At 72.5% G+C, this 24494-nt stretch carries 18 protein-coding genes; 4 read left to right on the forward strand and 14 right to left on the reverse strand.

Annotation, left to right across the window (positions count from 1 at the left end):
• Positions 1-3 precede the first annotated feature (3 nt).
• The 3 genes from ACIQWR_RS30805 to ACIQWR_RS30815 all read right to left on the reverse strand — a co-directional run bounded on the left by ACIQWR_RS30805 (position 4) and on the right by ACIQWR_RS30815 (position 4411).
• Positions 4-1596 (reverse strand): cation acetate symporter, encoded by a 1593-nt coding sequence (locus ACIQWR_RS30805; RefSeq protein ID WP_399261775.1) that lies wholly within the window; start codon positions 1594-1596, stop codon positions 4-6.
• On the reverse strand, positions 1593-2117 hold the full coding sequence (locus tag ACIQWR_RS30810) for a DUF485 domain-containing protein (protein ID WP_404016222.1): 525 nt from the start codon (positions 2115-2117) through the stop codon (positions 1593-1595). The genes ACIQWR_RS30805 and ACIQWR_RS30810 overlap by 4 nt, the downstream gene beginning before the upstream one ends.
• Positions 2118-2290: 173 nt before the next feature.
• Positions 2291-4411 carry a type IIA DNA topoisomerase subunit B gene (locus tag ACIQWR_RS30815; protein WP_404016224.1) on the reverse strand — a complete coding sequence of 707 codons (2121 nt, stop codon included), beginning with the start codon at positions 4409-4411 and terminating at the stop codon, positions 2291-2293.
• 443 nt (positions 4412-4854) lie between these two features.
• Between ACIQWR_RS30815 and ACIQWR_RS30820 the strand changes: the two genes are divergently transcribed.
• On the forward strand, positions 4855-5088 hold the full coding sequence (locus ACIQWR_RS30820) for a hypothetical protein (RefSeq protein WP_385778219.1): 234 nt from the start codon (positions 4855-4857) through the stop codon (positions 5086-5088).
• A 123-nt stretch (positions 5089-5211) separates the two neighbouring features.
• Here the strand turns inward: ACIQWR_RS30820 and ACIQWR_RS30825 are convergent, their stop codons facing one another.
• From ACIQWR_RS30825 to ACIQWR_RS30855, 7 genes are all read right to left on the reverse strand, one after another.
• The gene (locus ACIQWR_RS30825; RefSeq protein ID WP_404016227.1) at positions 5212-6051 is read right to left on the reverse strand and encodes a S1 family peptidase; all 840 of its coding nucleotides are present in this window, start codon (positions 6049-6051) and stop codon (positions 5212-5214) included.
• A gap of 117 nt (positions 6052-6168) precedes the next feature.
• Positions 6169-7785 (reverse strand): RNA polymerase sigma factor, encoded by a 1617-nt coding sequence (locus ACIQWR_RS30830; protein ID WP_404016230.1) that lies wholly within the window; start codon positions 7783-7785, stop codon positions 6169-6171.
• A gap of 391 nt (positions 7786-8176) precedes the next feature.
• The gene (locus tag ACIQWR_RS30835; RefSeq protein WP_404016233.1) at positions 8177-9118 is read right to left on the reverse strand and encodes a FadR/GntR family transcriptional regulator; all 942 of its coding nucleotides are present in this window, start codon (positions 9116-9118) and stop codon (positions 8177-8179) included.
• Between the two features lie 137 nt (positions 9119-9255).
• On the reverse strand, positions 9256-11070 hold the full coding sequence (locus ACIQWR_RS30840; protein WP_404016236.1) for an ATP-binding cassette domain-containing protein: 1815 nt from the start codon (positions 11068-11070) through the stop codon (positions 9256-9258).
• Positions 11071-11177: 107 nt separating this feature from the next.
• Positions 11178-11927: an NUDIX domain-containing protein gene (locus ACIQWR_RS30845; protein ID WP_404016239.1), complete on the reverse strand. Its 750-nt coding sequence runs from the start codon at positions 11925-11927 to the stop codon at positions 11178-11180.
• 93 nt (positions 11928-12020) lie between these two features.
• Positions 12021-13988 carry a glycogen debranching N-terminal domain-containing protein gene (locus ACIQWR_RS30850; protein ID WP_404016241.1) on the reverse strand — a complete coding sequence of 656 codons (1968 nt, stop codon included), beginning with the start codon at positions 13986-13988 and terminating at the stop codon, positions 12021-12023.
• Positions 13989-14263: 275 nt separating this feature from the next.
• Complete coding sequence (locus ACIQWR_RS30855) at positions 14264-15577, reverse strand: DUF4192 domain-containing protein (RefSeq protein ID WP_404016244.1); 1314 nt, start codon at positions 15575-15577, stop codon at positions 14264-14266.
• 111 nt (positions 15578-15688) lie between these two features.
• On the opposite strand from ACIQWR_RS30855, the gene ACIQWR_RS30860 reads away from it, so the two are divergent.
• Entirely contained in the window at positions 15689-17848 is a 2160-nt protein-coding gene (locus ACIQWR_RS30860; protein ID WP_404016247.1) for a RecQ family ATP-dependent DNA helicase, read from the forward strand.
• 216 nt (positions 17849-18064) lie between these two features.
• Positions 18065-18694: a hypothetical protein gene (locus ACIQWR_RS30865; protein WP_404016250.1), complete on the forward strand. Its 630-nt coding sequence runs from the start codon at positions 18065-18067 to the stop codon at positions 18692-18694.
• A gap of 159 nt (positions 18695-18853) precedes the next feature.
• Here the strand turns inward: ACIQWR_RS30865 and ACIQWR_RS30870 are convergent, their stop codons facing one another.
• Genes ACIQWR_RS30870 through ACIQWR_RS30880 form a run of 3 tightly spaced genes read right to left on the reverse strand, consistent with a single transcriptional unit; the run spans position 18854 to position 20965 of the window.
• On the reverse strand, positions 18854-19552 hold the full coding sequence (locus tag ACIQWR_RS30870) for a hypothetical protein (protein ID WP_404016253.1): 699 nt from the start codon (positions 19550-19552) through the stop codon (positions 18854-18856).
• A gap of 42 nt (positions 19553-19594) precedes the next feature.
• The gene (locus tag ACIQWR_RS30875) at positions 19595-20305 is read right to left on the reverse strand and encodes a ribonuclease HII (protein ID WP_404016256.1); all 711 of its coding nucleotides are present in this window, start codon (positions 20303-20305) and stop codon (positions 19595-19597) included.
• Positions 20306-20362: 57 nt separating this feature from the next.
• A complete protein-coding gene (locus tag ACIQWR_RS30880) occupies positions 20363-20965 on the reverse strand; it encodes a TetR/AcrR family transcriptional regulator (protein WP_404016422.1) in 603 nt (200 codons plus the stop codon).
• Positions 20966-21072: 107 nt separating this feature from the next.
• Between ACIQWR_RS30880 and ACIQWR_RS30885 the strand changes: the two genes are divergently transcribed.
• On the forward strand, positions 21073-22659 hold the full coding sequence (locus tag ACIQWR_RS30885) for an MFS transporter (protein ID WP_404016259.1): 1587 nt from the start codon (positions 21073-21075) through the stop codon (positions 22657-22659).
• A 91-nt stretch (positions 22660-22750) separates the two neighbouring features.
• Here ACIQWR_RS30885 and ACIQWR_RS30890 read toward each other — a convergent pair whose 3' ends face one another.
• Positions 22751-24400 (reverse strand): DUF4153 domain-containing protein, encoded by a 1650-nt coding sequence (locus ACIQWR_RS30890; RefSeq protein ID WP_404016262.1) that lies wholly within the window; start codon positions 24398-24400, stop codon positions 22751-22753.
• Positions 24401-24494: the final 94 nt, after the last annotated feature.

A 24494-nucleotide genomic window follows, 5' to 3' on the forward strand; every position in this document is an offset into this window, starting at 1 on the left:
GGTTCACACCGCTCCGGCGCCGGTCAGCGAGCGGACCTCGGTCTCGGCGTGCCGGGCCGCGTCGGGGACCTCGGCCGAGGTGACCGTGCCCAGCCAGCCCGCCAGGAAGCCGAGCGGGATCGAGACGATCCCCGGGTTCTGCAGCGGGAAGTACTGGAAGTTCACGTGCGGGAACAGCGCGTCGGGGCTGCCGGAGACCACCGGCGAGAGCACCACCAGCAGCACGGCCGGGACGAGCCCCCCGTACACCGACCAGACGGCGCCCCGCGTGGTGAAGTCCCGCCAGAACAGCGAGTACAGCAGCACCGGCAGGTTCGCGGAAGCCGCGACCGCGAAGGCCAGCCCCACGAGGAAGGCCACGTTCAGGTCCTGGGCGAGCAGCCCGAGGGCGATCGCCACCGCCCCGATGCCCACCGCCGCCGCCCTGGCCACGGTCACTTCGCTGCGCTGCCGCGCGTGGCGCCGCTTGAGCGAGGCGTAGAGGTCGTGCGCGACGGAGGCCGAGGAGGCCAGCGTGATCCCGGCGACCACGGCGAGGATCGTCGCGAACGCGATGGCCGCGACGATCGCGAACAGCACCGCGCCCCCGGTGGAGTCGGCCCCTCCGCCGAGCTGGGCCGCGAGCAGCGGAACGGCCGTGTTCCCCGAGGCGTTGGAGGCCCGCACCTGGTCCGGGCCCAGCAGCGCGGCCGCACCGAACCCCAACACGATCGTCATCAGGTAGAAGCCCCCGATGAGGGCGATCGCCCACACCACCGAGCGGCGTGCCGCCCGCGCGGTCGGCACGGTGTAGAAACGCGACAGGATGTGCGGCAGCCCGGCGGTGCCGAGGACCAGCGCCAGTCCGAGGCTGATGAAGTCGAAGCGGGCGGTCCAGTCCCCGCCGTACTTGAGTCCAGGGTTCAGGAACTCCTTGCCGTGGCCGCTGCGTGCGGCGGCGCTGGTCAGCAGGTGGTTGAAGTCGCCGTGGAAGCGGAGCAGGACGAGCACCGTGAGCGCGACGGCCCCGCCCATCAGCAGCACCGCCTTGACGATCTGGATCCAGGTGGTGGCGCGCATGCCGCCGAAGGACACGTAGATCACCATCAGCGCGCCCACGCCGATCACGGTCAGGGTCCGGGCGCCGGTGCTCGAACTGCCGAGCAGCAGCCCGATCAGGCTGCCCGCGCCGACCATCTGCGCGACCAGGTAGAGCACCGAGACGGTGACGGAGGAGACGCCCGCGGCGATCCGGACGGGCCGCTCGCTCATCCTGGCCGCGACCACGTCGGCGAGGGTGAACCGGCCGCAGTTGCGCACCAGCTCGGCGACCAGGAACAGCACCACCAGCCAGGCCACGAGGAACCCGACGGAGTAGAGCAGGCCGTCGTAGCCGAAGAGCGCGATCAGGCCGGAGATGCCCAGGAAGGACGCGGCGGACATGTAGTCGCCGGCGATGGCGAAACCGTTCTCCAGAGGGGAGAACAGCCGCCCTCCCGCGTAGAACTCCTCCGCGGAGCCGTGCCGGTTGCGGCTGACCCAGGTGGTGATGCCCAGGGTGACCGCGATGAAGAGGCTGCACAGGATGAGGGCCAGCGTCTGGTGTTCGGTACTCACCGGTGGGCCCCCCGGGTGCGCTCCTGGCCCCGCTCCTGTTCGAAGACGGTCCAGCGCAGGTCGAGGGCCGCGCGGTCCCGGCGCAGCCGCGCGTGGCGCGTGTAGGCCCAGGTCAGCACGAACGTGCTGAGGAACTGGCCGAGCCCGGCGAGCAGGGCGACGTTGACGGCGCCCACGACGGGTCGGGCCATCAGCCCCGGCGCGGCGGTCGCCGCGACGATGTAGGCGAGGTACCAGAGGAAGAAGCCGAGGGTGGCCGGGACGACGAACCCCCGGTAGCGGCTGCGGACCTCCTGGAAGGCCGCGCTGCGCTGCACCTCCAGGTAGATGTCGGCGGCGCGGGGGTCGCGCCGGCCGTCGTCGTCGGATGCGGTGGCCGAGCGCGGGCCGGGCGCCTGCGCTCCGGCCTCCCCCGTCTCGCCCTCGCCCTCGCCCTCGCCCCACCCCGCGGCGAGGGCCTCGTACCAGGGGTCGTCGTACCGGATTATCGTTCCGGCATCGCGCCCTTCTTGCTTGTCCACCGGGCTCTCCTTGTCCGCCGCCGCAGTGGCCGCGTACCGCCCAGGATGTGCCGAAGGAAGGGTTCGCCACCGGTGTCCGGGTTCTCTTCACCCCATCAGGTGATGGACGGACGAGGAAGCGAAAGGAACCGGTGGCGGAGCCCGGTCGGGCCGCACGGCGGCCCGACCGCGGATCAGGCGTCGATGCGCGAGCGGTCCAAGGTCGCCGCCGAGCTGGTGATGAACTCCTTGCGGGGCGCCACCTCATTGCCCATGAGCAGGTCGAAGACCTGCTCCGCCGAGTCCAGGTCGCCGATGTTGATCCGGCGCAGCGTGCGGAAGCGGGGGTCCATCGTGGTCTCCGCCAGCTGATCGGCATCCATCTCGCCGAGACCCTTGTAGCGCTGGATGCCGTCCTTGTAGCGGATGTTCTTGCGCTGGTACTCCAGCAGCGTCTGGCGCAGCTCGTTGTCGGAGTAGGTGTAGACGTACTTGTCCTGGCCCTTCTTGGGCTGGACCAGCTCGATCCGGTGCAACGGCGGCACGGCCGCGAAGACCCGGCCCGCCTCGACCATCGGACGCATGTACCGCTGGAAGAGGGTCAGCAGCAGGCAGCGGATGTGGGCGCCGTCCACATCGGCGTCCACGAGCAGGACGATCTTTCCGTAGCGGGCGGCGTCGATGTCGAACGTGCGGCCCGACCCGGCTCCTATGACCTGGATGATCGCGCCGCACTCGGCGTTCTTGAGCATGTCCGAGACCGACGACTTCTGGACGTTCAGGATCTTGCCGCGGATCGGCAGGAGGGCCTGGAACTCGGAGTTGCGCGCCAGCTTCGCGGTGCCGAGGGCGGAGTCCCCCTCGACGATGAACAGCTCGCTGCGCTCCACGTCGTCACTGCGGCAGTCGGCGAGCTTCGCCGGCAGCGAGGAGGACTCCAGCGCGGTCTTGCGGCGCTGCGCCTCCTTGTGCTGGCGGGCCGCGATCCGGGTCCGCGCCGCCGCGACGATCTTCTCCATCACGGAGCGCGCCTGCTGCTTGTCGTCGCGCTTGGTCGAGGTCAGGAACGCCTTGAGCTCCTTGGCGACCACCGCGGCGACGATCCGGGTGGCGGCCGAGGTCCCGAGGACCTCCTTGGTCTGACCTTCGAACTGGGGTTCGGCGAGCCGGACGGTCACGACGGCCGTCATGCCCTCCATCGCGTCGTCCTTGACCACGTCGTCCTCGGCCACGCGCAGCAGCTTCGCCGAGCGCAGCACCTCGTTCACCGTCTTGGTGACCGAGCGCTCGAAGCCGGACATGTGGGTGCCGCCCTTGGGCGTGGCGATGATGTTGACGAAGGACTTGACGTTGGTCTCGTAGCCGGTGCCCCAGCGCAGGGCGATGTCGACGCCCAGCTCGCGGGTGACCTCGGTGGGGGTCATGTGGCCGCGGTCGTCCAGGACCGGCACGGTCTCCTTGAAGGTGCCCGAGCCGGTCAGCCGCAGGACGTCGCAGGCGGCCTTGTCCTGGGCGAGGTAGTCGCAGAACTCGCTGATGCCCCCGTCGAAGCGGAAGGTCTCCTCCGTCTTGCCGGCGCCTTCGAGCGCCCGCTCGTCGCGGACGACGATGGTCAGGCCGGGGACGAGGAAGGCGGTCTGGCGGGCGCGCTGGTACAGCGTGTCCAGCGTGAGCCTGGCGTCCTTGAGGAAGATCTGCCGGTCCGCCCAGTAGCGGATGCGGGTCCCGGTACGGCCCTTGGTGACGCGCTTGCCCTTGCGCAGGCCGTTGGCCGGGTCGAAGGGGCTGTCGGGACCCTGCTCGGTGAACATCCCCGGCACGCCGCGGCGGAAGCTGATCGCGTGCGTGGAGCCGTTGCGGTCGACCTCGACGTCGAGGCGGGCGGAGAGCGCGTTCACCACGGAGGCGCCGACGCCGTGCAGGCCGCCGGAGGCCGCGTACGAGCCGCCGCCGAACTTTCCACCGGCGTGCAGCTTGGTCATCACGACCTCGACGCCGGCCAGGCCCGTCTTCGGCTCGACGTCGACCGGGATGCCACGGCCGTTGTCGCGGACCTCGACGGAGGCGTCCTCGTGGAGGATCACCTCGATGTGGTCGCAGTAGCCGCCCAGGGCCTCATCGACGGAATTGTCGATGATCTCCCACAGGCAGTGCATGAGCCCACGGCTGTCCGTGGACCCGATATACATCCCGGGGCGCTTGCGGACGGCCTCGAGGCCCTCGAGGACGAGCAGGTGCCGCGCGGTGTAGTTGGAACCGTCCCGGTCTGCTCCGGACAGCAGCGCGCTGGAAGGCACGGACGTGTCGGCGGTCACGCAGTTCGCTCCTCGCTGAATTTCTTTTCTGGCCCGGTCGGGCGCAGGGGTGGCTCGGGTGCCGGTCAGAGGGTATCGAGGCCTGGTAGAGCCTATGTAACGCCACCCTCGTGATCCTTCAGCCTAGTGCAGGCCCGCACGGATGTTCGATCGCTCGTTGGAGTGAAGCAAACATCACGTTCCCTTCCAGGCATGAACCATTTAGGGTTCGGGCACGTCCTCATCAACAACCGGCCTTCGCCGGAGAGGGCTGAACCTGCAAGAAGCAACGACAGACAACGCGAAACCGTAAAGCAATGCAATACGGCTCCTTCGCCGCCAACCGGCAACAGCCGGCCAGCTTCGGAAGGAAGTTTCGAGGAAAAGCCGCGAGCGGGAACGTTTTCGGCCTGGTTGGATGTTGACCCTGGTACGACAGCTCGTCGAGCTAGAGAAGAGGCGACGTGACTACTGTTCTGACACCCGCGACCCCGCTGACGGCCGCTGATCGATGCGACCGTTGCGGCGCCCAGGCATACCTGCGCGTCGTCCTGCTGAGCGGCGGTGAACTGCTCTTCTGCGCCCACCACGGGCGTAAGTTCGAGCCGGAACTCAAGAAGATCGCCGCGGAAATACAGGATGAGACTGAGCGGCTTACGACCGCTCCGGCCACTGTGGCCGACCCCGAGGACCGCTGACACAGGCCTATACCTCGCATCCCGACGAGCCAGGACCGGCGCATGCCGGTCGACGGGCGGCACCCCTGAGACCCAGGGGGGCCGCCCGTCCTCATGCCCCGGCACGCCCGAAGGCGGCCTTCCTCAGCCCCGCCGCCCCGCCCCGCCGACGAAGTCGATCAGCGGGGCGATCCGCGTGTACACCCCAGGGCTGTCTGCGCGCCCGCAGCCGCGCCCCCAGGACACCAGCCCGATGAGCTTGCCCTGGGCCACCAGAGGCCCCCCGCTGTCCCCCTGACAGGCATCCCTGCCGCCTTCCCGGGCCCCTGCGCAGACCATCGTGGTCGCCTGGTACTGACCGTCCGCGTCGCCGGGGTAGGCGCGCACGCAGTCCTCGTCCGCCAGCACCTTCACCCGGGCGGCCTGCAGGGCGTACGCGTAGTCACCGAAGCCGCTCGTGTCCCCCCAGCCGTATACGGTCGCGTCCGCACCGGGGGCGTAGCCCGGATGCCCGCCGGCGGCCATCGGAAGGACGTACCCGGCGGGGACGGCCTCGCGCAGCTCCAGTACGGCGATGTCCCCGGCGTTGGTGAAGGGGTCGTAGGCGGGGTTCACCCGGGCGCCGCTGACCGCGATCTCACGGCCGTCGCCCGCGTTCAGCTCGGTCCGGCCGGCGATCACCACGAAGTCGGACACCGACTGCACCGGGCCGCCCAGCACGTTCTCTCCCAGGCAGTGCGCCGCGGTGAGCACCTTGGTCGGGCCGACGACCACGCCCCCGCAGAACTGTCCGGCCCGCGTACGCCCGAACCGGTCACGGCTGGCCAGGGCCACCACCCAGGGACTGTCGGCCACCTTCGCGGGTTGCCCGCCGATCACCACGCCGTCCGCGAGGGCGCGTGGCGCCTGGGCCAGCGGGGCCACGCCCGCTCCCGCCACGAGGGTCAGCGCACCTGCCATGGCTCGGGCAAAGGGACGACGCATAGGGCCTCCTGACTCTGTGTGGACATGACTGCACCCAGAGTGGAATGACCGGTGGCCGCGCGCACCCGCGCACGGCCACCGGTACGACCCCCTACCCGCTGGTAGGGCCAGGTAGTACTAATCCAAGTAGTCGCGCAGCACCTGCGAGCGCGACGGGTGGCGGAGCTTCGACATCGTCTTCGACTCGATCTGGCGGATCCGCTCGCGCGTGACGCCGTACACCTTGCCGATCTCGTCGAGGGTCTTCGGCTGACCGTCGGTGAGGCCGAAGCGCATCGACACCACGCCCGCCTCGCGCTCGCTCAGGGTGTCGAGCACCGAGTGCAGCTGTTCCTGCAGGAGCGTGAAGGAGACCGCGTCGGCCGGGACGACCGCCTCGGAGTCCTCGATGAGGTCACCGAACTCGCTGTCGCCGTCCTCGCCGAGCGGGGTGTGCAGGGAGATCGGCTCGCGGCCGTACTTCTGGACCTCGATGACCTTCTCGGGGGTCATGTCGAGTTCCTTGGCCAGCTCCTCCGGGGTGGGCTCGCGGCCCAGGTCCTGGAGCATCTGGCGCTGCACGCGGGCGAGCTTGTTGATCACTTCGACCATGTGCACCGGGATGCGGATGGTGCGGGCCTGGTCGGCCATGGCGCGGGTGATCGCCTGGCGGATCCACCACGTCGCGTAGGTGGAGAACTTGTAGCCCTTGGTGTAGTCGAACTTCTCGACCGCGCGGATCAGACCCAGGTTGCCCTCCTGGATCAGGTCCAGGAAGAGCATGCCGCGGCCGGTGTAGCGCTTGGCCAGTGAGACCACGAGGCGGAGGTTGGCCTCCAGCAGGTGGTTCTTGGCCCGGCGCCCGTCCTCGGCGATGATCTCCAGCTCGCGCTTGAGCTTGGGGGCGAGCTTGTCCGAGTTCGCCAGCTTGTCCTCGCCGAAGAGGCCGGCCTCGATCCGCTTGGCCAGCTCCACCTCCTGCTCGGCGTTGAGGAGGGGGACCTTGCCGATCTGCTTGAGGTAGTCCTTGACCGGGTCCGCGGTGGCTCCCGCGACCGCGACCTGCTGGGCGGGGGCGTCGTCCTCGTCGTCGGAGAGCACGAAACCCTTGTTCTCGCCGCCCTCCTCCTCTTCGCCTTCCTCGCCCTTGGCCGCGCCGGGAGCGCCCTCGGCGGCCTCGTCCTCGCCCGCGTCCTCGCCGTCCTTCTTGGCCGCCGTCTTCTTGGCCGCGGTCTTCTTCGCGGTGGTCTTCTTGGCCGCCGTCTTCTTGGCCGCCGTCTTCTTCGCCGCGGCCTTCTTGGCGGGGGCGGGGGAATCGGCCCCGGCACCGGCCTCGACCTCGGATCCGACCTCGGACCCGGTTCCCTCCGCGAGCGCCCGCGGCTCCTCCAGGTCGCCCGCCCCGGACCCGGGGGCCGTGCCGGCGACGGGGGCGGGGGCGACCGCCGCCTGCGCCGCCGTGACCGTCTTCGTGGCCGTCCGCTTGGCGGGGCTCTTCGCAGGAACGCTCTTCCGAGGGCGCTTGGGCGACTCCGCGGCACTGACCATCAGCGTCACACCCTCTTCCTCGAGGATCTGGTTGAGGCTGCGCAGAACATTCTTCCACTGGGTTGGCGGAATCTGGTCAGCCTCGAAGGCTCGACGCACGTCATCGCCGGCGATCTGCCCCTCGGCCTTGCCCCGCTCGATGAGCGCCATCACGGAATCCGACTCGGCGATCTCCGGCGGGAGCGTACGGGATGTGCTGGCCGACACGAACAACCTCTCGGAACGGTGGGAACGGCTTCCGACCCCGGCCTGGTCCTGAACCGGAGCCGACGACCACCGACGGGGGACCGGCCGGCGGCGCAAGGAACGGCCGGGGAGCTGCACAGCACCGGGAACGGCTGCTGTGTTCCTTCCGTCGGCCATCACCTCTTAGGTCATCGCGTGACCTCGCAGAGCGTTACGCCCAATCTTCGTGGCCCGAGTCACATCCCGCGTGTTCCCATGCCGGTCGTTCGGTCACGGGTAACCCGGTTCCGCCGTTCATCCGGTCGCGGACAACCGAGTTCGCGGCCGTCCCGGACACCGGTGTCGCCGGACCCGACCGGGCCCGGCGACCTGCGTCCACCCCGCGCTCGCCCCTGTCCGCCCGTCCGGCGCGTCAGTGCTCGCGCGGCGCGGGGACCACGCGCTCGACTTCCGGATGGACCGTCAGGAGCTGGCGCATGGCCGCCTCCGCACCCGTGGCGTCACCCGCTGCGAGCGCCTCCACCATCCGCGCGTGGTGCGCGACGCAGGTCTCGCTCGGCCGGTCGCAGGCGGTGATCGGGTTGCCGGACACCTGGAGGGCGGAGGAGACGATGCCCGAGAGGTGCTCCAGCATCCGGTTCCCCGCGACCTGGATGAGCAGCGCGTGGAACTCGTTGTCGGCGCGGGCGAAGGTGATCCCGTCACCCTGACCGAGGGCGTGGCCCATGATCTCGACCATGTCCGCGAGCCGCTGCTGGACGTCCGGGCGGCCGTGTCCGGCCGCGAGACGGGCGGCGAGGGGCTCGATGGTCCAACGCATCTCGTTCAGCTCGCGGCGCTGGTCGTCGCGCTGCGGACCGTAGGCACGCCACTCGATGATGTCGGGGTCGAGCAGGTTCCAGTCGGCGACGGGGCGGACCCGGGTGCCGACGTTGGGGCGGGCGCTGACGAGGCCCTTGGCCTCCAGGACCCGCAGCGATTCGCGAACGACCGTGCGGGAGACCTCGAAACGCTGGCCGATCTCCTCGGGCACCAGCGGGCGGTCCGCTCCGAGGTCACCGGAAACGATCATCTGGCCGAGCTGCTGGACGAGTTGGCCGTGCAGCCCGCGGCCGCGGCTGCCCGCCGACCGACGGCCCGCCCGACTCAACTCGAGGTCGGATCCGTCCCAGTGGGGTACGCCGACGCGGTCGGTGCCGGAGGCCTCGGCGAAGGGGTAACGGTCGAGTTCGCCCGGGCCGGCGAGGCCGGTGTCGGCGTGGCGGGCGGCGGTCATCATGGTGTGCGCAAGGGTACTCACGAATCCTTTGTCGGCCGTGTCCCGGCGACCCTTGAGGTCTTTGGTGAAAAGCACACGAAAGGGTGATCGGTGCCACCTACGCAATTGACGACTTATCGTAAAGAACCGGGCCTTTTACGGGGAGTTGCGATCCGGTTCGAGTGAAGCGGACTCAGGCGGTCTCCCGACGTCGCCACCTCGCCCCACACCGGTCACCAACGGACCTTGCCGCGCAGTCCGGTGAACCCATAGGCGCACAACAGGACCAACAGCGACAACACCAGCGCGGTGCCCACGGGTTCGGCCATCACCCGCAGCGCGCCGAGGACCAGCCGGTCGGCCTCCGGCGGCCACTGCGCCCAGGACAGACCGCGCAGCCGACCCGCCAGGCCGGACGCCGGGTAGGCGGACGGCCCGTCGAGCGCCTTGCGCACCAGCGGTACGACGAGCACCGGTACGGAGACCACCGCGCCCAGGCCCGCCAGCGCGGAGCGGAACACGGCGGAGGCGAGCACGCCGGCCCAGGCGCAGCCGACGAGCAGCCCGGCCCACGCCCCCGCCGGGGCGATCCACTGCGCGGGGGGCCGCAGCGGACCCCGGTCGAAGACCAGCGCGAGGGCGGCCCCGTCGACGATGACCGCGAGGGCGCCCAGGAGCAGGGCGAGCACCCCGCAGACGCCGAGCTTGGCGACGAGCAGGCCGAGCCTGCGGGGCACGGTGCCGCGGTCGGCGGCGAGCGCGGGGTAGCGGTACTCCTCGCCGAAGGCCAGGGCGCCGAGCAGTCCGGCGCCGAGGGCGGCCGGGGGCAGCGGCAGCAGCGCGGGCCAAGCGGCGAGCAGCCGGTTCTGCGGGGTCGCGCCGAGCCGGGCGAGCAGCAGGGCGGTGACCACGGAGGTGACCGCCACGAGGGCGGCCGTCAGGAGCGGGGTGGCGGTGCCGAAGACCCGGCGCAGCTCGTAGCGCAGCGGCCGCAGGGGCCCGCCCACGCGCCGAACGGGTGAGGGCGGCCGCGTGGCGCCGGAGCGGCGCCGCTGGGCCGCGGGGGCACCCGCCGGTCCGTCCGTCGACCCCGCGGAGGTGCCGGCGGAGGTACCAGCGGAGGTGTCCGGGAAGGCATCCGAGGAGGCGGCGGTGCGCGCGCGTGGCACCGGGGGTCCGCTGTCGCCGGTCTCGTCGGCCAGCTGGTGGACGAGCACGCCGTGTCGGAAGGCGGCCTCGCCGACCTCGGCGCAGTTGCTCCCGTAGACCGAGAGGCGGCTGCCGCTCTCCTCGACGATCTCCACCGTCCGCCGGGCCGCCCGGGCCTCCCGGCCCAACACGTCGGCCAGGCGGGCCGCGTGCGGGGTCCGGACGGCCACCCTGGGGCGCAGCCGGGTCCGGGCGAAGTCGGCGGACTCCTGGTCGGCCACCAGACGTCCCGCTTCGATGCTGACCACCCGGTCGGCGCTGCGGGCGGCTTCCTTGGCGTCGTCCGTGGTGAACAGCACGGCCCCGCCGAGGGCGGCGTGCCCGCGCAGGAGCCCGTGCAGCCAGTTCCGCTCGCGCGGCGAGAGTCCCGCGGCGGGCTGGTCGAGGAGCAGGGTGCACGGATCGGCCAGCAGGGCGGCGGCGAGTCCGACCCGGCGGTCCATCCCGAGCGAGAGCGAGCCGAGTCGCTGGTCGCGCAGACCCGAGATGCCGACGACGTCCAGCATGACGTCCGCCCGCGAGGGCGAGACCCCGGCGGCGGCGCAGAGCATCCGCAGCTGGCCGCGAACCGTGCGCGCGGGATGCCCGGGCACATCGCCGAGCAGGACGCCGACCTCGCGCCCCGGATGTGCGATCCGGTGCAGGGGGCGACCGCGGAAGTAGGTGACGCCACGGCCGGGTTCGAGTTCGAGCATGAGTCGTAGCGCGGTGGTCTTGCCGGAACCGGTCGCGCCCAGCAGGGCGGTCACCTGCCCGGGGCGGGCCTCGAAGGTGAGGTCGTCGACCATGGGCGGAAGGTCTCGACGGGGTGCACTGGTGAGTCCGATGGCCTGGAGCATCGCTTCCCTCGCAGGGTGAGACCACTGTGGGGCAGTGTGAATACCACAAGCAAGATAACGCGATATGTCCGATTTGCTGCGAAGCCGGGCCGGGTGGCGCCGGGCCGTCAGACTTCCGGGCGCAGCATCGGCGGGTTGAGCAGGGTGGCCCCGCCCGCCCTGAACAACTGTGCGGGGCGGCCGCCCTGACGGGTCGTCGTCCCTCCGGCGGGGACCAGGAACCCGGGGGTGCCGGTGACCTTGCGGTGGAAGTTGCGCGGGTCCAGGGCCACGCCCCAGACCGCCTCGTACACCCGGCGCAGCTCGCCGACGGTGAACTCGGGCGGGCAGAACGCCGTGGCCAGCGAGGAGTACTCGATCTTCGACCGGGCCCGCTCCACGCCGTCGGCCAGGATCCGCGTGTGGTCGAAGGCGAGCCCCGCGGACACCTCCTCGGCGGCGGCGAGCAGCTCGTCCACGGGCGCCCAGCGCGCGCTGTTGGCGTCGCCTCCGGCCCGGGGCGCGGGCAGGTCGGGTGCCAGCACCAGATGCGCCACGCTGACCACCCGCATGCGCGGGTCCCGCCGGGGGTCGCCGTAGGTGGCGAGCTGTTCCAGATGCGCGCCGTGGACCCCGTCGCCGTTCGCGGCCGACTCCTGGGCGCACAGTCCGGTCTCCTCGGAGAGTTCCCTGGCGGCCGCGGTCGCCAGGTCCTCGTCCCCGCGGACGAAACCACCGGGCAACGCCCATCGACCCTGGAACGGCTGCTCACCCCGTCGTACGACCAGCGCGCAGAGGGCGTGGCGGCGCACGGTGAGCACGACCAGGTCGACGGTGACGGCGAAGGGCGGGAAGGCCGACGGGTCGTAGGGCGACATGCCGCGATCATAGTCGTCTGCCTGACGATAAACAGCGCTTTCGTGATCCCGGAACCCATCTTCCGCGTGACGGGCCACCGCGATGGAGGCGGCTCAGACGCCGAGCTGGAGCGCATCGGAGGCCTCCTCCACCATTCCCAGGCCCAGCCGACTGACCCGGACCGCGAACGGCTCCCCCGCGACCCGGAGCCCGGAGAGCCGCAGCTCCCCCAGCGGAGCTCCCGGCATCGGAGCCAGCGCCACGGTGCCCGCCGGGGCGTCGGGGCGGATGCCGGCCAGGGCGGCCAGTACGTGGATCGCGGCGGCCGCCGCCACCGCGGCCGGGCGGCAGGCGGCCGGGTGCGGCAGGGGGGCGCTGCCCGCCGTGCGCTGCTCGGCGGCGTACATCTCGGGCAGCCGGTACCCGAAGCGCTCGGCCGCGTCGAGAAGACCCCGCAGCAGCCCTGCCGCCTCCTTCTCGAACCCGGCGCCCGCCAGGCCGGCCACCGCGACGGCGCTCTCGTACGCCCGCACGGCGCCCGAGTGATGACCGAACGGGTTGTGTCCCGGCTCCCGCACCGCCATGCTGCGCAGCCCCCAGCCGGAGTCCATGGGGGGCGCCCCCAGCAGCCGGGCCACCTGCTCGCTCCGGATCCGGTCCAGCAGGCCGGGGGCCAGCCGCCCCTCGCCGAGGAGACCGGTGTCCAGCAGGTGCGCGGCGGCTCCGGTCAGTCGGGGCAGCGGGCGCCCGTCGGGATGCAGGGCGGCCGCGGGCCGCCCGCCGTCCGGACCGTCGAGCCAGAAGGCGTCCGCGAACCGGACCCGCAGGGCGGCGGCCCACTCGCGCCACTCCTCGGCGCCGGGCCGACCGCACCCCTCCAGCAGATCCGCGCCGAGCAGGGCGGCCCGATGGGCGTGGGCCTGCATCTCGCAGCGCCGCGGCCCCGGGTCGGGGTCCGCGAGGAACCCGTCCTCGGACAACGCCCCGCGCAGCCAGTCCAGACACCGCTCCGCGGTCGGCAGCAGTCGCTCCACCTCAGGCTCCGCCAGCCCCCATCGCCGCGCCTCGGCCAGCACGACGGGAAAGGCCAAGGTGGCCTCCGTGCCGGTGCAGCCGGGCGGCAGCTGCGGGCCCGCGCCCCGCAGCGGTCCGGGGATCTTCCCGGCTCCGGGTCCCGTCCCGGACTCCTGCGTCCGGGCCAGGACGCGCAGGGTCGCGGCGGCGAGCCCCGTGCCGAGGGGCAGCGCCATCCGGGCCGCCCAGAGCGACTCGGCCGGAGCGAGCCCGCACCGCCAGGGAACACCGGCCGCCGCATAGGAGTCCGAGGGGTCCTCGGGATCCCTGAGCAGCAGTGCGCCCAGGTCGTCGAGGCCGGTGCGCAACCAGGGGTCGACGCGGGGGTCGTCGCACTCGGCGCGGGCCGGGGCGAGGGGGTTGGCGACCTGTCCGGCCGGAGCTCTCGCGCCGCGGTCCTGGGAGGTGCGCAGTTCGATGGTGCGCGACTCTCCGGGGGCCAGTTCCAGCTGCCAGCGCAGCATGCCGGTCGCGGCGAGCGCGTCGTCGGGGGCGGGCTCCGCCGTGGTGACCGCCTGGGCCGGGCCGGTGCTCCAGCGCAGGCCCCCCGCGTGTACCGCGGCGGGCAGCTCGGGCCCGCCCCGCCCGCCGGCGATCGCGGCCAACTCGGCCAGGTCCGTGGCGAGCGAGATCTCCACGGGCAACCGCACCCGGCGCGCGGTGTAGCTGCGCAAGGTGATCCGCTCCGTGCCGTCGGCGTGGCGGATCCGCTCCACCCCGATGTCCGGGTCCGGTCCGGGCTCCGCCCCGATGCGGACGGTCGCGGTGAAGGAGGCCCGGTCCGCCCCGAGGCTGCGGCCCTGCACGGCGACCGGTTCACGGCCGCCGATGCGCAGCACGCAGCGGGACAGCAGCCTGCGGCCCGAACGGTAGATCCCGTCGATCCCGTGTCCGGTCAACTGTCCGTGCTCGGGGGAGATGACGAGACAGGGCGCGGCGACACAGATGAGGGCGCCGTGCACGGGCGGCAACTCGGGCCGTCGGGCGGGGGGAACGGGGTGGGCCATGCGTCGCCTTGTCTGCGTTCCGGTCGTTTTCGCAGGGCGGCGGCGCGACCAGGGCCCCGCCACCCCACAACTGAACGCCCTCACCCCCGCCCGGGACACGGGCCGAGGGGGCGGCTGCCCCCGTGTGACGCCTCTTCGGGGGCGCAGCGCGGCGCTCACCGAGCTGATCCAGCGGTGCGCCACGCGCCGCGCCACCGCCGCGTACGGCGCTGCGCGGACCACCTCGTGCACCGCCCCGCGCAGGGCTCCTCGCCGCCGCGTGCCACGGTGGCGGTTCACTGCTCGCTCCCCGCCCTGCTGCGCGGGGCCCGGCGGCGGGCCCGGGCCCGGCCGGGCGGCCGCGTGACGGCGGTGGCCCGCTTGCGGCGCGGCTCGCGCCGTCCCCGTTCGGCGCGCAGGCACTCCCGCAGCCCTTCCGGGTCGATGCCTTCGTTGCAGGCGTGGTGGAGCAGTTGGGCGAAGCGGTAGTCGGCATCGGCGCGCAGCGCCAACCCGAGCGCGATGCGGGCGGTCGGCTCGTCCCCGGTCGACCACGAGACCCAGCCGGCCAGGGTCAGCGGGGCGGCCGCGTGCTCGCGGTAGGCACCGACGCAGCGGCGGGCGAGGGCGCGCCACAGGCGCAGCGCGGGGGCCGCCTCCTCGTCCTCCATCCACTCCGCGGCGATGTCCCTGACCTCACGGTCCTGGAGGCCGAGGATGAGGGAGGCCGCCTCACCGTGTCCGAGGAGCGCGTCGTCCCAGTCCTCGGCGCAGGGCCCGCCGTCGGCGGGCGGGGCGAGGGCGAGCCGCCGCATCAGCGTCCGCGCCAGTTCCAGGGTGTCCGCCCCCACCTCCTCCCGGGTGGTTCCGTCGAGGATCTTCGGTACGAGGGCGGTGGCGGCCAGGTCCAGGGCCCGCTCCTGCTCGTCGGCGAACGACCCGCGCAGCGGTGCCAGGCGGCCCTCGATCTCCTGGAGCGAACCCCGCACCCGGAGTCCGGCGTACGTCGCGGCGGCCGCCATGACGGAGGTGCCCGGCGCGGTCAGGGAGGTGCCCTCGGCCGGGCAGCACCGCGCGTCGGGGCAGCAGTAGGACCAGTACCGGCCGGCGGACACGCACAGCGCCTCCAGCACGGGCACGTCCAGTGCCCCGCAGGCGATGCGGATGCGCTGGGCGAGCGGGCGCAGCCGGGTCATGACGCGCTGCCCGCTCTCCTCGTCCCGCGGGTCCTGGCACAGGAAGACCACGATGCTGTCGGGCTTGGCACCGCGCCGCTCGCTGCCGTGCACCAGGCAGTCGGCGACCTGTCGTGCGGTGTCCTCCCACTCCCCCGGGTCGGCGGGGATGCCGACCCTCAATCGGCCTCCGAAACGGCCGCCCTCGCCGTGCAGGGCGACCATGACGAGGGAGTCGGTGGGGTGGAAGCCGAGCAGGTAGGGCAGCGCGTCCGCCAGCTCGGCGGGACTGCGCAGGGTGATCTGCGATTCGGTGGCCGCCGCCGGGCCGGCCGGCCCGGCGGGGAGCACCGCGTGGTTGATGGAAGGCTTGCGGGCCGCCGCCTTGCGGGGCTCGCTACCGGACGGGTCTCGTGGTTCCTGGTTCTTCGTCATGGCTCGACGGTCCCGTGCACGGCCGGATCGGGAAACCCCTGTGGATAACTTTGTCCACAGGCCCAGGAGCGGCATTGGCGCGATGTCACAGGCATCGGGTTGCATGGGGGCATGAACCCTGACCTGAGGTCTTCCGCCGATTCCGTACTCGCCCGCCTCGTCGGCGATCCGACGGGCACCGCTCGGCTGCGCGAGGACCAGTGGCGGGCCATCGAAGCCCTGGTCGCGCACAAGCGCCGGGCACTGGTGGTCCAGCGCACGGGCTGGGGCAAGTCCGCCGTGTACTTCGTCGCGACCTCGCTGCTGCGGGCGAGCGGGGCCGGACCCACCGTGATCGTCTCGCCGCTGCTGGCGCTGATGCGCAACCAGGTCGAAGCCGCCGCCCGTGCCGGGATCCGCGCCCGCACCATCAATTCCGCCAATCCCGAGGAGTGGGAGGGGATCCAGGCCGAGGTCGCCGCGGGTGAGGTGGACGTCCTGCTGGTGAGTCCGGAGCGGCTCAACAACCCCGACTTCCGCGACCAGGTCCTCCCCAAGCTGTCCGCCGCCACCGGGCTCCTGGTGGTGGACGAGGCGCACTGCATCTCGGACTGGGGGCACGACTTCCGGCCCGACTACCGGCGCCTGCGCACGATGCTCGCCGACCTGCCGCCGGGCGTCCCGGTGCTCGCGACGACGGCCACGGCCAACGCCCGGGTGACCGCTGACGTGGCCGAGCAACTCGGCACCGGGGCTGGCACGGACGCGCTGGTGCTGCGCGGCCCGCTGGACCGGGAGAGCCTGAGCCTGGCCGTTCTGGAGCTGCCCGACGCCGCGCACCGGCTGGCCTGGCTCGCCGACCACCTGGGCGATCTGCCGGGTTCCGGGATCATCTACACGCTGACCGTGGCCGCCGCCGAGGAGGTGACGGCGTACCTCCGGCACCGGGGGCACACCGTCTCCTCCTACACGGGCAAGACGGAGAACGCGGACCGCGAGCAGGCCGAGAACGACCTCCAGGCCAACCGGGTCAAGGCCCTGGTGGCGACCTCGGCCCTGGGCATGGGCTTCGACAAGCCCGACCTCGGCTTCGTGGTGCACCTGGGATCGCCCTCGTCGCCGATCGCCTACTACCAGCAGGTCGGTCGCGCCGGCCGCGGGGTGGAGCACGCCGAGGTGCTGCTGCTCCCGGGCCGCGAGGACGAGGCGATCTGGCAGTACTTCGCGTCGGTGGCCTTCCCGCCGGAGGAGCAGGTCCGCCGTACCTTGGACGTGCTGGCCCAGGCGGGGCGGCCGCTGTCGCTGCCCGCTCTGGAGCCCCTGGTCGACCTGCGCCGGACCCGGCTGGAGAGCATGCTCAAGGTCCTCGACGTGGACGGCGCGGTGCACCGGGTGAAGGGCGGCTGGACCGCGACGGGCGAGCCGTGGACCTACGACGCGGAGCGGTACGCGTGGGTGGCCCGCCAGCGCTCCGCCGAGCAGCAGGCGATGCGCGACTACGCGGCGTCCACCGCCTGCCGGATGGAGTTCCTGCGGCGCCAGCTGGACGACGAGGAGGCCGCCCCCTGCGGCCGCTGCGACAACTGCGCGGGCGCCCGCTTCACCGTGGAGGTGTCCTCGAAGGCGCTGGACACCGCGCGGGGCGAGCTGGGGCGCCCGGGCGTGGAGTTGGACCCGCGCAAGATGTGGCCGACCGGTCTGGCGGCCGTCGGGGTGGACCTCAAGGGGCGCATTCCCGCCGGCGAGCAGGCCTCGACGGGCCGCGCCCTCGGCCGGCTCTCCGACATCGGGTGGGGCAACCGGCTGCGCCCCATGCTGGCGCCGCAGACGGCCGACCAACCGATTCCGGACGATGTCGCCCAGGCCGTGGTGGCCGTGCTCGCCGACTGGGCGCGGGGGCCGGGCGGCTGGGCTTCCGGGGCGCCTGGCGCGCCCGCGCGGCCCGTGGGCGTGGTCTCGCTGCCCTCGCGGAGCAAGCCCCTGCTGATCGGTTCGCTGGCGGCGCGGATCGCCGAGGTCGGGCGGATGCCCCTGCTCGGAGCGCTCGAGTACACCGACCAGGTACCGGAGTTCGGGCTGCCCTCCTCCAACAGCGCCCAGCGCGTGCGGGGACTCCACCAGGCCTTGACCGCCCCCCCGGCGCTCGCTGCGAAGCTCGAGGAGGCCCCCGGCCCGGTGCTCCTCGTGGACGACCGCGCGGAGAGCGGATGGACCCTCGCCGTCGCGGCCCGACTGCTCCGGCGGGCCGGCGCGAAGGAGGTGTTTCCGCTGGTACTGGCCGTCCAGCCGTGACCGGATGCGTCATCGTCGGCGTGGCGGGGCAAGGATATGAGCGGCATACCAGCCAATTACGGTCCGCGGCGGCAATTGCTCGTTGCCGCATGCTCACGGGCCGCGCGAGAATTGCGGTGTTCCCGCTCGGCCCGTCGGCACTCTTGAGGGCCGCCCTGTGGCGCGCCCGCACTCCAGCCGCGCCCATCGACGGCGCGCGTACCCGAAGGGAGGACCGTGACCTTCGGATTCGCCCCGCCCACGACCACCTCGTCGACCATCGCAACCGGCGGCGCCAGCCGGCACGGCAGACTGTTGGAAGCCGATGAGTGGACCGCCGCCGGGATCCCCCTGCTGCGCAATCCGCGCGAGATCGTCAGCGGACTGCACTCCCGGCACGCCCCCGTGCCCTCGACCGCGGTGATCGCCGTGCTCGGACCCGAGGAACGCTTGGTGGCCAGCGCCTCGTTCGTCCAGCGCGCCGGCTCGGCGGACGGCTGGGAATACCGCAACGCGCTGTTGGCGCGGCTGCGCCGGGTACTACCGCACGACCTGCGCAGACGGACTCCGGTGCGCACGGCGGTGCTGCTCTACTGTCGCGACGGCGACGAACGGTGGACCGAGGAGGACGGGGCCTGGATGTGGGGGTTGCGGGACGCCTGCACCCTGCACGGGCTGCGCTGCGGCGCGTACATCACCCTCACCCAGGGCGGCTGGCAGGTCCTCGGTGAAGGTCGGGGCGGTCGGCGGCCCAGTGCGGACTCCCGGCCGCTGCGCATCGGCGAGATCGTGCCGGATCCGACTCCGCTGCCCCTGCGCTCCGGTGGGGGCGCGGCCGAGGTCCTGCGCCGTACCGCGGCCCGCTGAGACGCTGAGACACCGAGGCGCGACGCGGCACGGCACGGCGCTGAGCAGCTCGGAACGGCCGTGGGCCCCGCGGCGCGAGGGCTCGTGGGCCCTAGGGCGTGGTCCAGCGGGGCCGGCCGACGGCCCGCCCCGCTGTTCGCCCACGGTGGGTGCGCGGCGTCAGACGCCCGCGCCCAGAACCGAGTTGGCCTGCTCCGGGTCGCCGCACACGACCAGCAGCGCACCGGCACGCGCGAGCGCGGCCGGCAGGGCCGCCACGATCGCGTCGACCGGTCCGCCGTTGACGGCGAAGACCACCACGGGGCGGGTGTCGGCGCGCTGCACCTGCGCCGCGTCCGCGTAGAAGACGTCGTCCCGGTGGCCCTGCTGGGCCCAGTACGCGCTCTCACCGAAGGACAGCTCGTGCGCTGCCCACGGGTGCGGGTCGCCGCTGGTGAGCACCAGGATGTCGCCCGGCGCACGGCCGGTGTCGAGCAGCAGGTCCACGGCCTCTTCGGCCGCGTCCAGCGCGCCCTCGGCCGAGGCCGGGATCAGCTGGATCTGCGGCACCGCGGCGGAGACCGACGGTGCGGTGGGGGCCGCGGGCGCGGCCGGGGTGACGGACGGGGTTCCGGGGGTGGCCTGCTGCGGCACGCGCGGGGCGGGCGCAGCGGGCCTGGGGGTACCGCCCGCGTGGCTTGCCACTGCGGGGGAGGGACCGGGACGCCCGGGCCGAGGTACGGCGACGGGACGCGGACCAGGTACGGGGCGGGGGGTCTGCGCGGTGCGGCTCGCGGCCGGCGTGACGCGGGGACCCTGGGCACTCTCGTGAATCTGAGGCTCCTCGGTGGGTGAGAGGCGTGAGTTGACATTTAACAAACACCGGTGCGAAAGGTACCGGTGGGCCGCACATGAGTGCGATCAGAATTCGAAGCCGAGCTGGCCTCCGTTTTCCAGTTCGAGCGATTCCTCGCTGCGCCGCACCTTCTTGAGGTGACGCCACTGCGGCAGCGCGTCGAGGTAGGACCACGAGAGCCGGTGGTACGCGGTCGGCCCCCGTTCCTCCAGCGCCGCCCGGTGCACGGGCGAGGGATATCCGGCGTTGGAGCCGAAGGCGAAGTCCTCGATGCCGTCACCCGGTTCACCGAGTTCGGCCATCATCCGGTCGCGCCACACCTTGGCGATGACCGAGGCCGCGGCGACGGCGACGCAGGACTGGTCGCCCTTGATCACCGTCCGGACCCGCCAGGGCGGGCCGAGGTAGTCGTGCTTGCCGTCGAGGATCACCGCGTCGGGCCGCACCGGCAGCGCCTCCAGGGCGCGCACCGCGGCGAGCCGCAGCGCGGCGGTCATCCCGAGCTCGTCGATCTCCTCCGGGGAGGCGTGCCCGAGGGCGTGCGCCGTCACCCAGTCCTCCAGAACGACGGCGAGCTGGTCGCGACGCTTGGGGGTGATCAGTTTGGAGTCGGTGAGGCCTTCGGGCGGGCGACGCAGACCGGTGACGGCCGCGCACACGGTGACGGGCCCGGCCCAGGCGCCTCGTCCGACTTCGTCGACCCCGGCTACGACCTTGGCGCCGGTGGTTGCGCGGAGGGAGCGTTCGACGGTGTGTGTGGGTGCTTCGTACGGCATGGCGCCAGCAAGGTTACGCCGCCCGGCGCCGCCTGCACACCCCGGGCCGGCCCTGGCTCACACTGTGAGCAGCGGCACCAGCACCTGGTCGATCATTTCCCGAATGTCCTGGTCCCCCCATTCGCTCCCGCACACCTTCGATCGGTACATCATGATGGCCGGAATGACATCGGCGACGAACTCTCCGGTGGCGTCCGACCGGACGTCACCCCTTGCGATTCCACGCCGCACAAGGTCCTCGAAGAGCCGGCGTGAGGGCTCGGTCAATCCGGTCCTGATCAGCTCATGGAAGCGATCGGCGCTCGCAGTGTCGCATTCGTGAAGAACGGAGCGAAGAGCGGTTCCGGCGCGAGAACTCATCGCGTCCCGCATCCCCCGACACAGCACGACGAGGTCCTCACGGATGGACCCGTGGTCCGGGATCTCGCCGAGCGGTGGAAGTCCGGCCCGCAGCACGTCGGCGACCAGGTCCGCCTTCGAGGGCCAGCGCCGGTAGACGGCGGCCTTGCCGGTACGGGCCCGCGCGGCGACGCCTTCCATCGTGAGCCCGTTCCAGCCGACGGTGCTCAGCTGCTCCAGGGCCGCGTCGAGGATCGCCGAGTCCAGCTCCGGCCCCCGCCTGCGGCCCTGCGGCTCCGCCGACCAGCGCGAACCCACCACCGTCGCCACCTCCACCCGGCCCACGCACCGGTCGCACACGTTTTCAGCCTTAGTGAACGCTTGCGTTCACTAGATCGCAGCTCCTACCGTGGACCCGCAGTGAACGAATGCGTCACTATTTCACTTTGGGGGGATCCTCAGTGACAAGTCCGCAACTCGCCAAGCCTCGGATACCGGGCGCCGCCCACCGCGAGGGGCGGCCCGGAGTGGCACTGGCCGTCATCGCGGCGTGCCAGCTCATGGTGGTCCTCGACGCCACCATCGTGAACATCGCCCTCCCGCACATCCAGGACGCCCTGTCCTTCTCCACCACCGACCTCTCCTGGGTGCTGAGCTCCTACACCCTGACCTTCGGCGGCCTGCTGCTGCTCGGCGGCCGGGCCGGCGACATCCTGGGCCGGCGCCGCGTGTTCATGGCCGGAATCCTGCTCTTCACCCTGGCTTCCCTGCTCGGCGGCTTCGCCCAGGAACCCTGGCAGCTCCTGGCCGCCCGCGCCCTCCAGGGCGTCGGCGGAGCCATCGCCTCCCCCACCGCGCTCGCCCTGATCACCACGACCTTCGCCGAAGGACCCCAGCGCAACCGGGCCTTCGGAGTGTTCGCCGCCGTCTCCGCGGGCGGCGGCGCCATCGGCCTGCTCACCGGCGGCATGCTCACCGAGTGGCTCAACTGGCGCTGGGTGCTCTTCGTCAACGTCCCCATCGGCGTGCTGATCGCGGTCCTCGCCCCGCTGTACATCACCGAATCCGAACGCCATCCCGGCCGCTTCGACCTCGCGGGTGCGCTCACCTCCACCGGCGGCATGGCCTCGCTCGTCTACGGCTTCATCCGGGCCTCCGAGAACGGCTGGCGCGACGCCCTGACCCTCGGCTCCTTCGCCACCGCCGTCGTCCTGCTCGCGCTCTTCGCCCTCGTCGAGTCCCGGGCGCGCGAACCGATCACCCCGCTGCGGATGTTCGCCGACCGCAACCGCGCCGGCACCTACCTGATCATGCTCAGCCTCGCCGCGGCGATGTTCGGGATGTTCTTCTTCATCGTGCAGTTCGTGCAGAACGTGCTGGACTTCAGCCCGATCAGGTCCGGTTTCGCCTTCCTGCCGGTGACCGTCGCGATCGTCACCGCCGCCGGTCTCTCCCAGCGCCTCCTGCCGCGCTTCGGGCCCAAGCCCTTCATGGTCCTCGGATCCACGCTGGTCGGCTGCGGTCTGGCCTGGCTGACCTTCATCCGCACGGATTCCTCGTACGTGTCCGGCGTGCTCGGCCCGATGCTGCTCTTCGGCTTCGGCATGGGCCTCAACTTCGTCACCCTCACCCTGACCGCGGTCTCCGGAGTGGCCCCCAAGGAGGCGGGTGCGGCGTCCGGGCTGCTCAACGCCAGCCAACAGGTGGGCGGCTCGCTCGGCCTCTCCATCCTGGTCACCGTCTTCGGCACCGCGAGCCGCACCGAGGCCGAGAAGCAGGTCCCGGACTTCATGGCCCACGCCGACCCCGGTCAGCTGGCCGCGTTCAAGGAGACCGGCCGCCTCCCCGGGGCCTGGGGGCACGAGGTGTTGGCCCAGGGCATCTCCACGGCGTTCCTCGCCGCCGTCGCCATGGCGGCCCTCGCCCTGCTCTCGGCGACGCTGGTGATCCGGGTGCGCAAGAGCGACCTGGAAGCCCTCAACGGCGCCGCCGCGGAGGCCGGCCCGGCGGCCTGAGCCCGCCCGTGGTGGGGGGACCGTACGCACCCAGTCGCGCGCGTACGATCCCCCCACCGGTCGGCCACCGGTCGGCGGAGCAGCTCGCGGATCAGCCGGCGGACCGCGACGCGAACGTCCGCAGCGCCGCGCACGTCTCGTACGAGGCCCTCACCGGACGCTCCCGCAGGATCTCCCGGGCCCTGCGGTCACCCAGGCTCATCGCGTACCAGGGGACCTCGCCCGCATCGGCCAGGTCGTCGTTGATCCCGCGGAGCGCGCAGGAACGCTGGGGTTCGGGCAGCCGGTCCAGCGCCGGGACGGCGTCCGCGGAGAGCGACTGGAAGTAGGCGAGGTCGATCTTGTGCTGCTTCTCGAATCGACTCACGTTGCTCTCCGCGATCATCCCGTCCGGCGACAGCAGACCGAAGGCCAGTACGGTCACCCCCGCGCTCGCCATCACGGCCCTGGGCAGCCACCGCGCGCCGAAGATGCCGGCCGCGACGATCAGTGCGATCACCACCCCGAGCCACAGCTCCATCGTGACGACCGAGACCCGCAGCCGGGTCAGCCCGAAGGCATCCACGTAGAAGTCCATGCGGCGCACCGCGGAAGCGACGACCACCAGGGTGAGGAGGCACAGCACACCCAGCACGCCGCGCACGAGCCGCCGGTCCCCGGGACCCGAACGCGGAGCCCAGCGCAGCGCGAGGGCGATCACGATCAGCGTGAGCACGGTGGCCCACAGCAGCTGCCAGAAGCCCTGTCGGGCGTACTCGGCGGGGAGCAGGCCCGTGCGCTCCTTCACCTTGTCGTAGCCGCCGAGGAGGACGGCGAGCTGGACGCCGATGAAGCCGGCGAAGAGCAGGTCGAGCAGGACCAGCGGAAGGGCCCACTCCACCCGGGACCGAGGCTTCCCCGCGGCCACCGCGACCCGGTCCCAGCGCAGCGGCGCCCCGGCCGCGCGGGCGGCCGCGAGCGCCACGAGCCCCCCCAGCGCGAAGAGCAGCACCCGCAGCGGACCGTCCCCGGCGGACATCTCGGGGACCAACCCGCCGAGGACGTCGGCGAAAGCCGCGTCGGCGGACGCGAACAGTGTGCCGAAGACCACCAGCAGGGCGAGCCCCACGCCCGCTGCCTTCACAACGGGCCACCAGTTCCGGCGGTTCCCGCCGCGTCGCGCCATCAGCCCCCGCCACGCCCACCCGATCCCCGTCGGCGCCGCTTCGAGGAAGCCGAGCGGGCCGAGCAGCACCCCGAGCCAGGTCCGGCTGCCGAAGAGGGCGAGGGCGCCGAGCCCGATCGCGGCCAGGATCGCCAGGGTGGAGGGCCAGGCCGATTCCCGCAGTGCCGGTACGACGAGCAGCGCGAGGCTGCCGACCGCCCACACCAGCGTCCAGGGCCGCGGCCGACGCCCCGCGGCGCGCGCGGCGACGCCGGCCGCGGCGACGGCGGGTACGGCGGCGATCAGCAGCCCGGGACCGACCCCGTCACCGAGCAGCAGGGCCGCGGCGACACCGCTCAGCAGGGCGGCGATCAGGGTGCCGGTGCGGATCGGCGCCAGTTCGGCGGGCCGCAGCGCCCTGGCCCAACCGTCGTTCCTGGCCTGCTTCCTGGCCAGACGCTCCGCTTGCCGGGCGGCTTGCTGCGCCTCCCAGTACCGCTGCCGTTCCCAGTGCTGCGCCGCCCTGGCCTGCTGCACGGTCGGCGGCACCGTGGCCCCCTCGGCCCCTTCGGCCCTGCCGGCGTTGTTCTCTGTCATTGGATCCCCTCCCGACAACCGCCCGCCGAGCACTGGGCGCGGGACGGCGAAGCGGTCAGAGTAGGAGCCTGACGTGCGCTTTCAGCCGATCGAG

It is taken from the genome of Streptomyces sp. NPDC098789, from assembly GCF_044759975.1.
In the GTDB taxonomy this organism is placed as follows: domain Bacteria; phylum Actinomycetota; class Actinomycetes; order Streptomycetales; family Streptomycetaceae; genus Streptomyces.

What these genes read in the sequence shown, in the direction of transcription:
- ACIQWR_RS30825 (WP_404016227.1), bottom strand. Translation starts at nt 6,051, where the DNA reads ATGCGTCGTCCCTTTGCCCGAGCCATGGCAGGTGCGCTGACCCTCGTG.
- ACIQWR_RS30840 (WP_404016236.1), bottom strand. Translation starts at nt 11,070, where the DNA reads ATGCTCCAGGCCATCGGACTCACCAGTGCACCCCGTCGAGACCTTCCG.
- ACIQWR_RS30845 (WP_404016239.1), bottom strand. Translation starts at nt 11,927, where the DNA reads ATGTCGCCCTACGACCCGTCGGCCTTCCCGCCCTTCGCCGTCACCGTC.
- ACIQWR_RS30850 (WP_404016241.1), bottom strand. Translation starts at nt 13,988, where the DNA reads ATGGCCCACCCCGTTCCCCCCGCCCGACGGCCCGAGTTGCCGCCCGTG.
- ACIQWR_RS30855 (WP_404016244.1), bottom strand. Translation starts at nt 15,577, where the DNA reads ATGACGAAGAACCAGGAACCACGAGACCCGTCCGGTAGCGAGCCCCGC.
- ACIQWR_RS30860 (WP_404016247.1), top strand. Translation starts at nt 15,689, where the DNA reads ATGAACCCTGACCTGAGGTCTTCCGCCGATTCCGTACTCGCCCGCCTC.
- ACIQWR_RS30875 (WP_404016256.1), bottom strand. Translation starts at nt 20,305, where the DNA reads ATGCCGTACGAAGCACCCACACACACCGTCGAACGCTCCCTCCGCGCA.
- ACIQWR_RS30885 (WP_404016259.1), top strand. Translation starts at nt 21,073, where the DNA reads ATGCGTCACTATTTCACTTTGGGGGGATCCTCAGTGACAAGTCCGCAA.
- ACIQWR_RS30890 (WP_404016262.1), bottom strand. Translation starts at nt 24,400, where the DNA reads ATGACAGAGAACAACGCCGGCAGGGCCGAAGGGGCCGAGGGGGCCACG.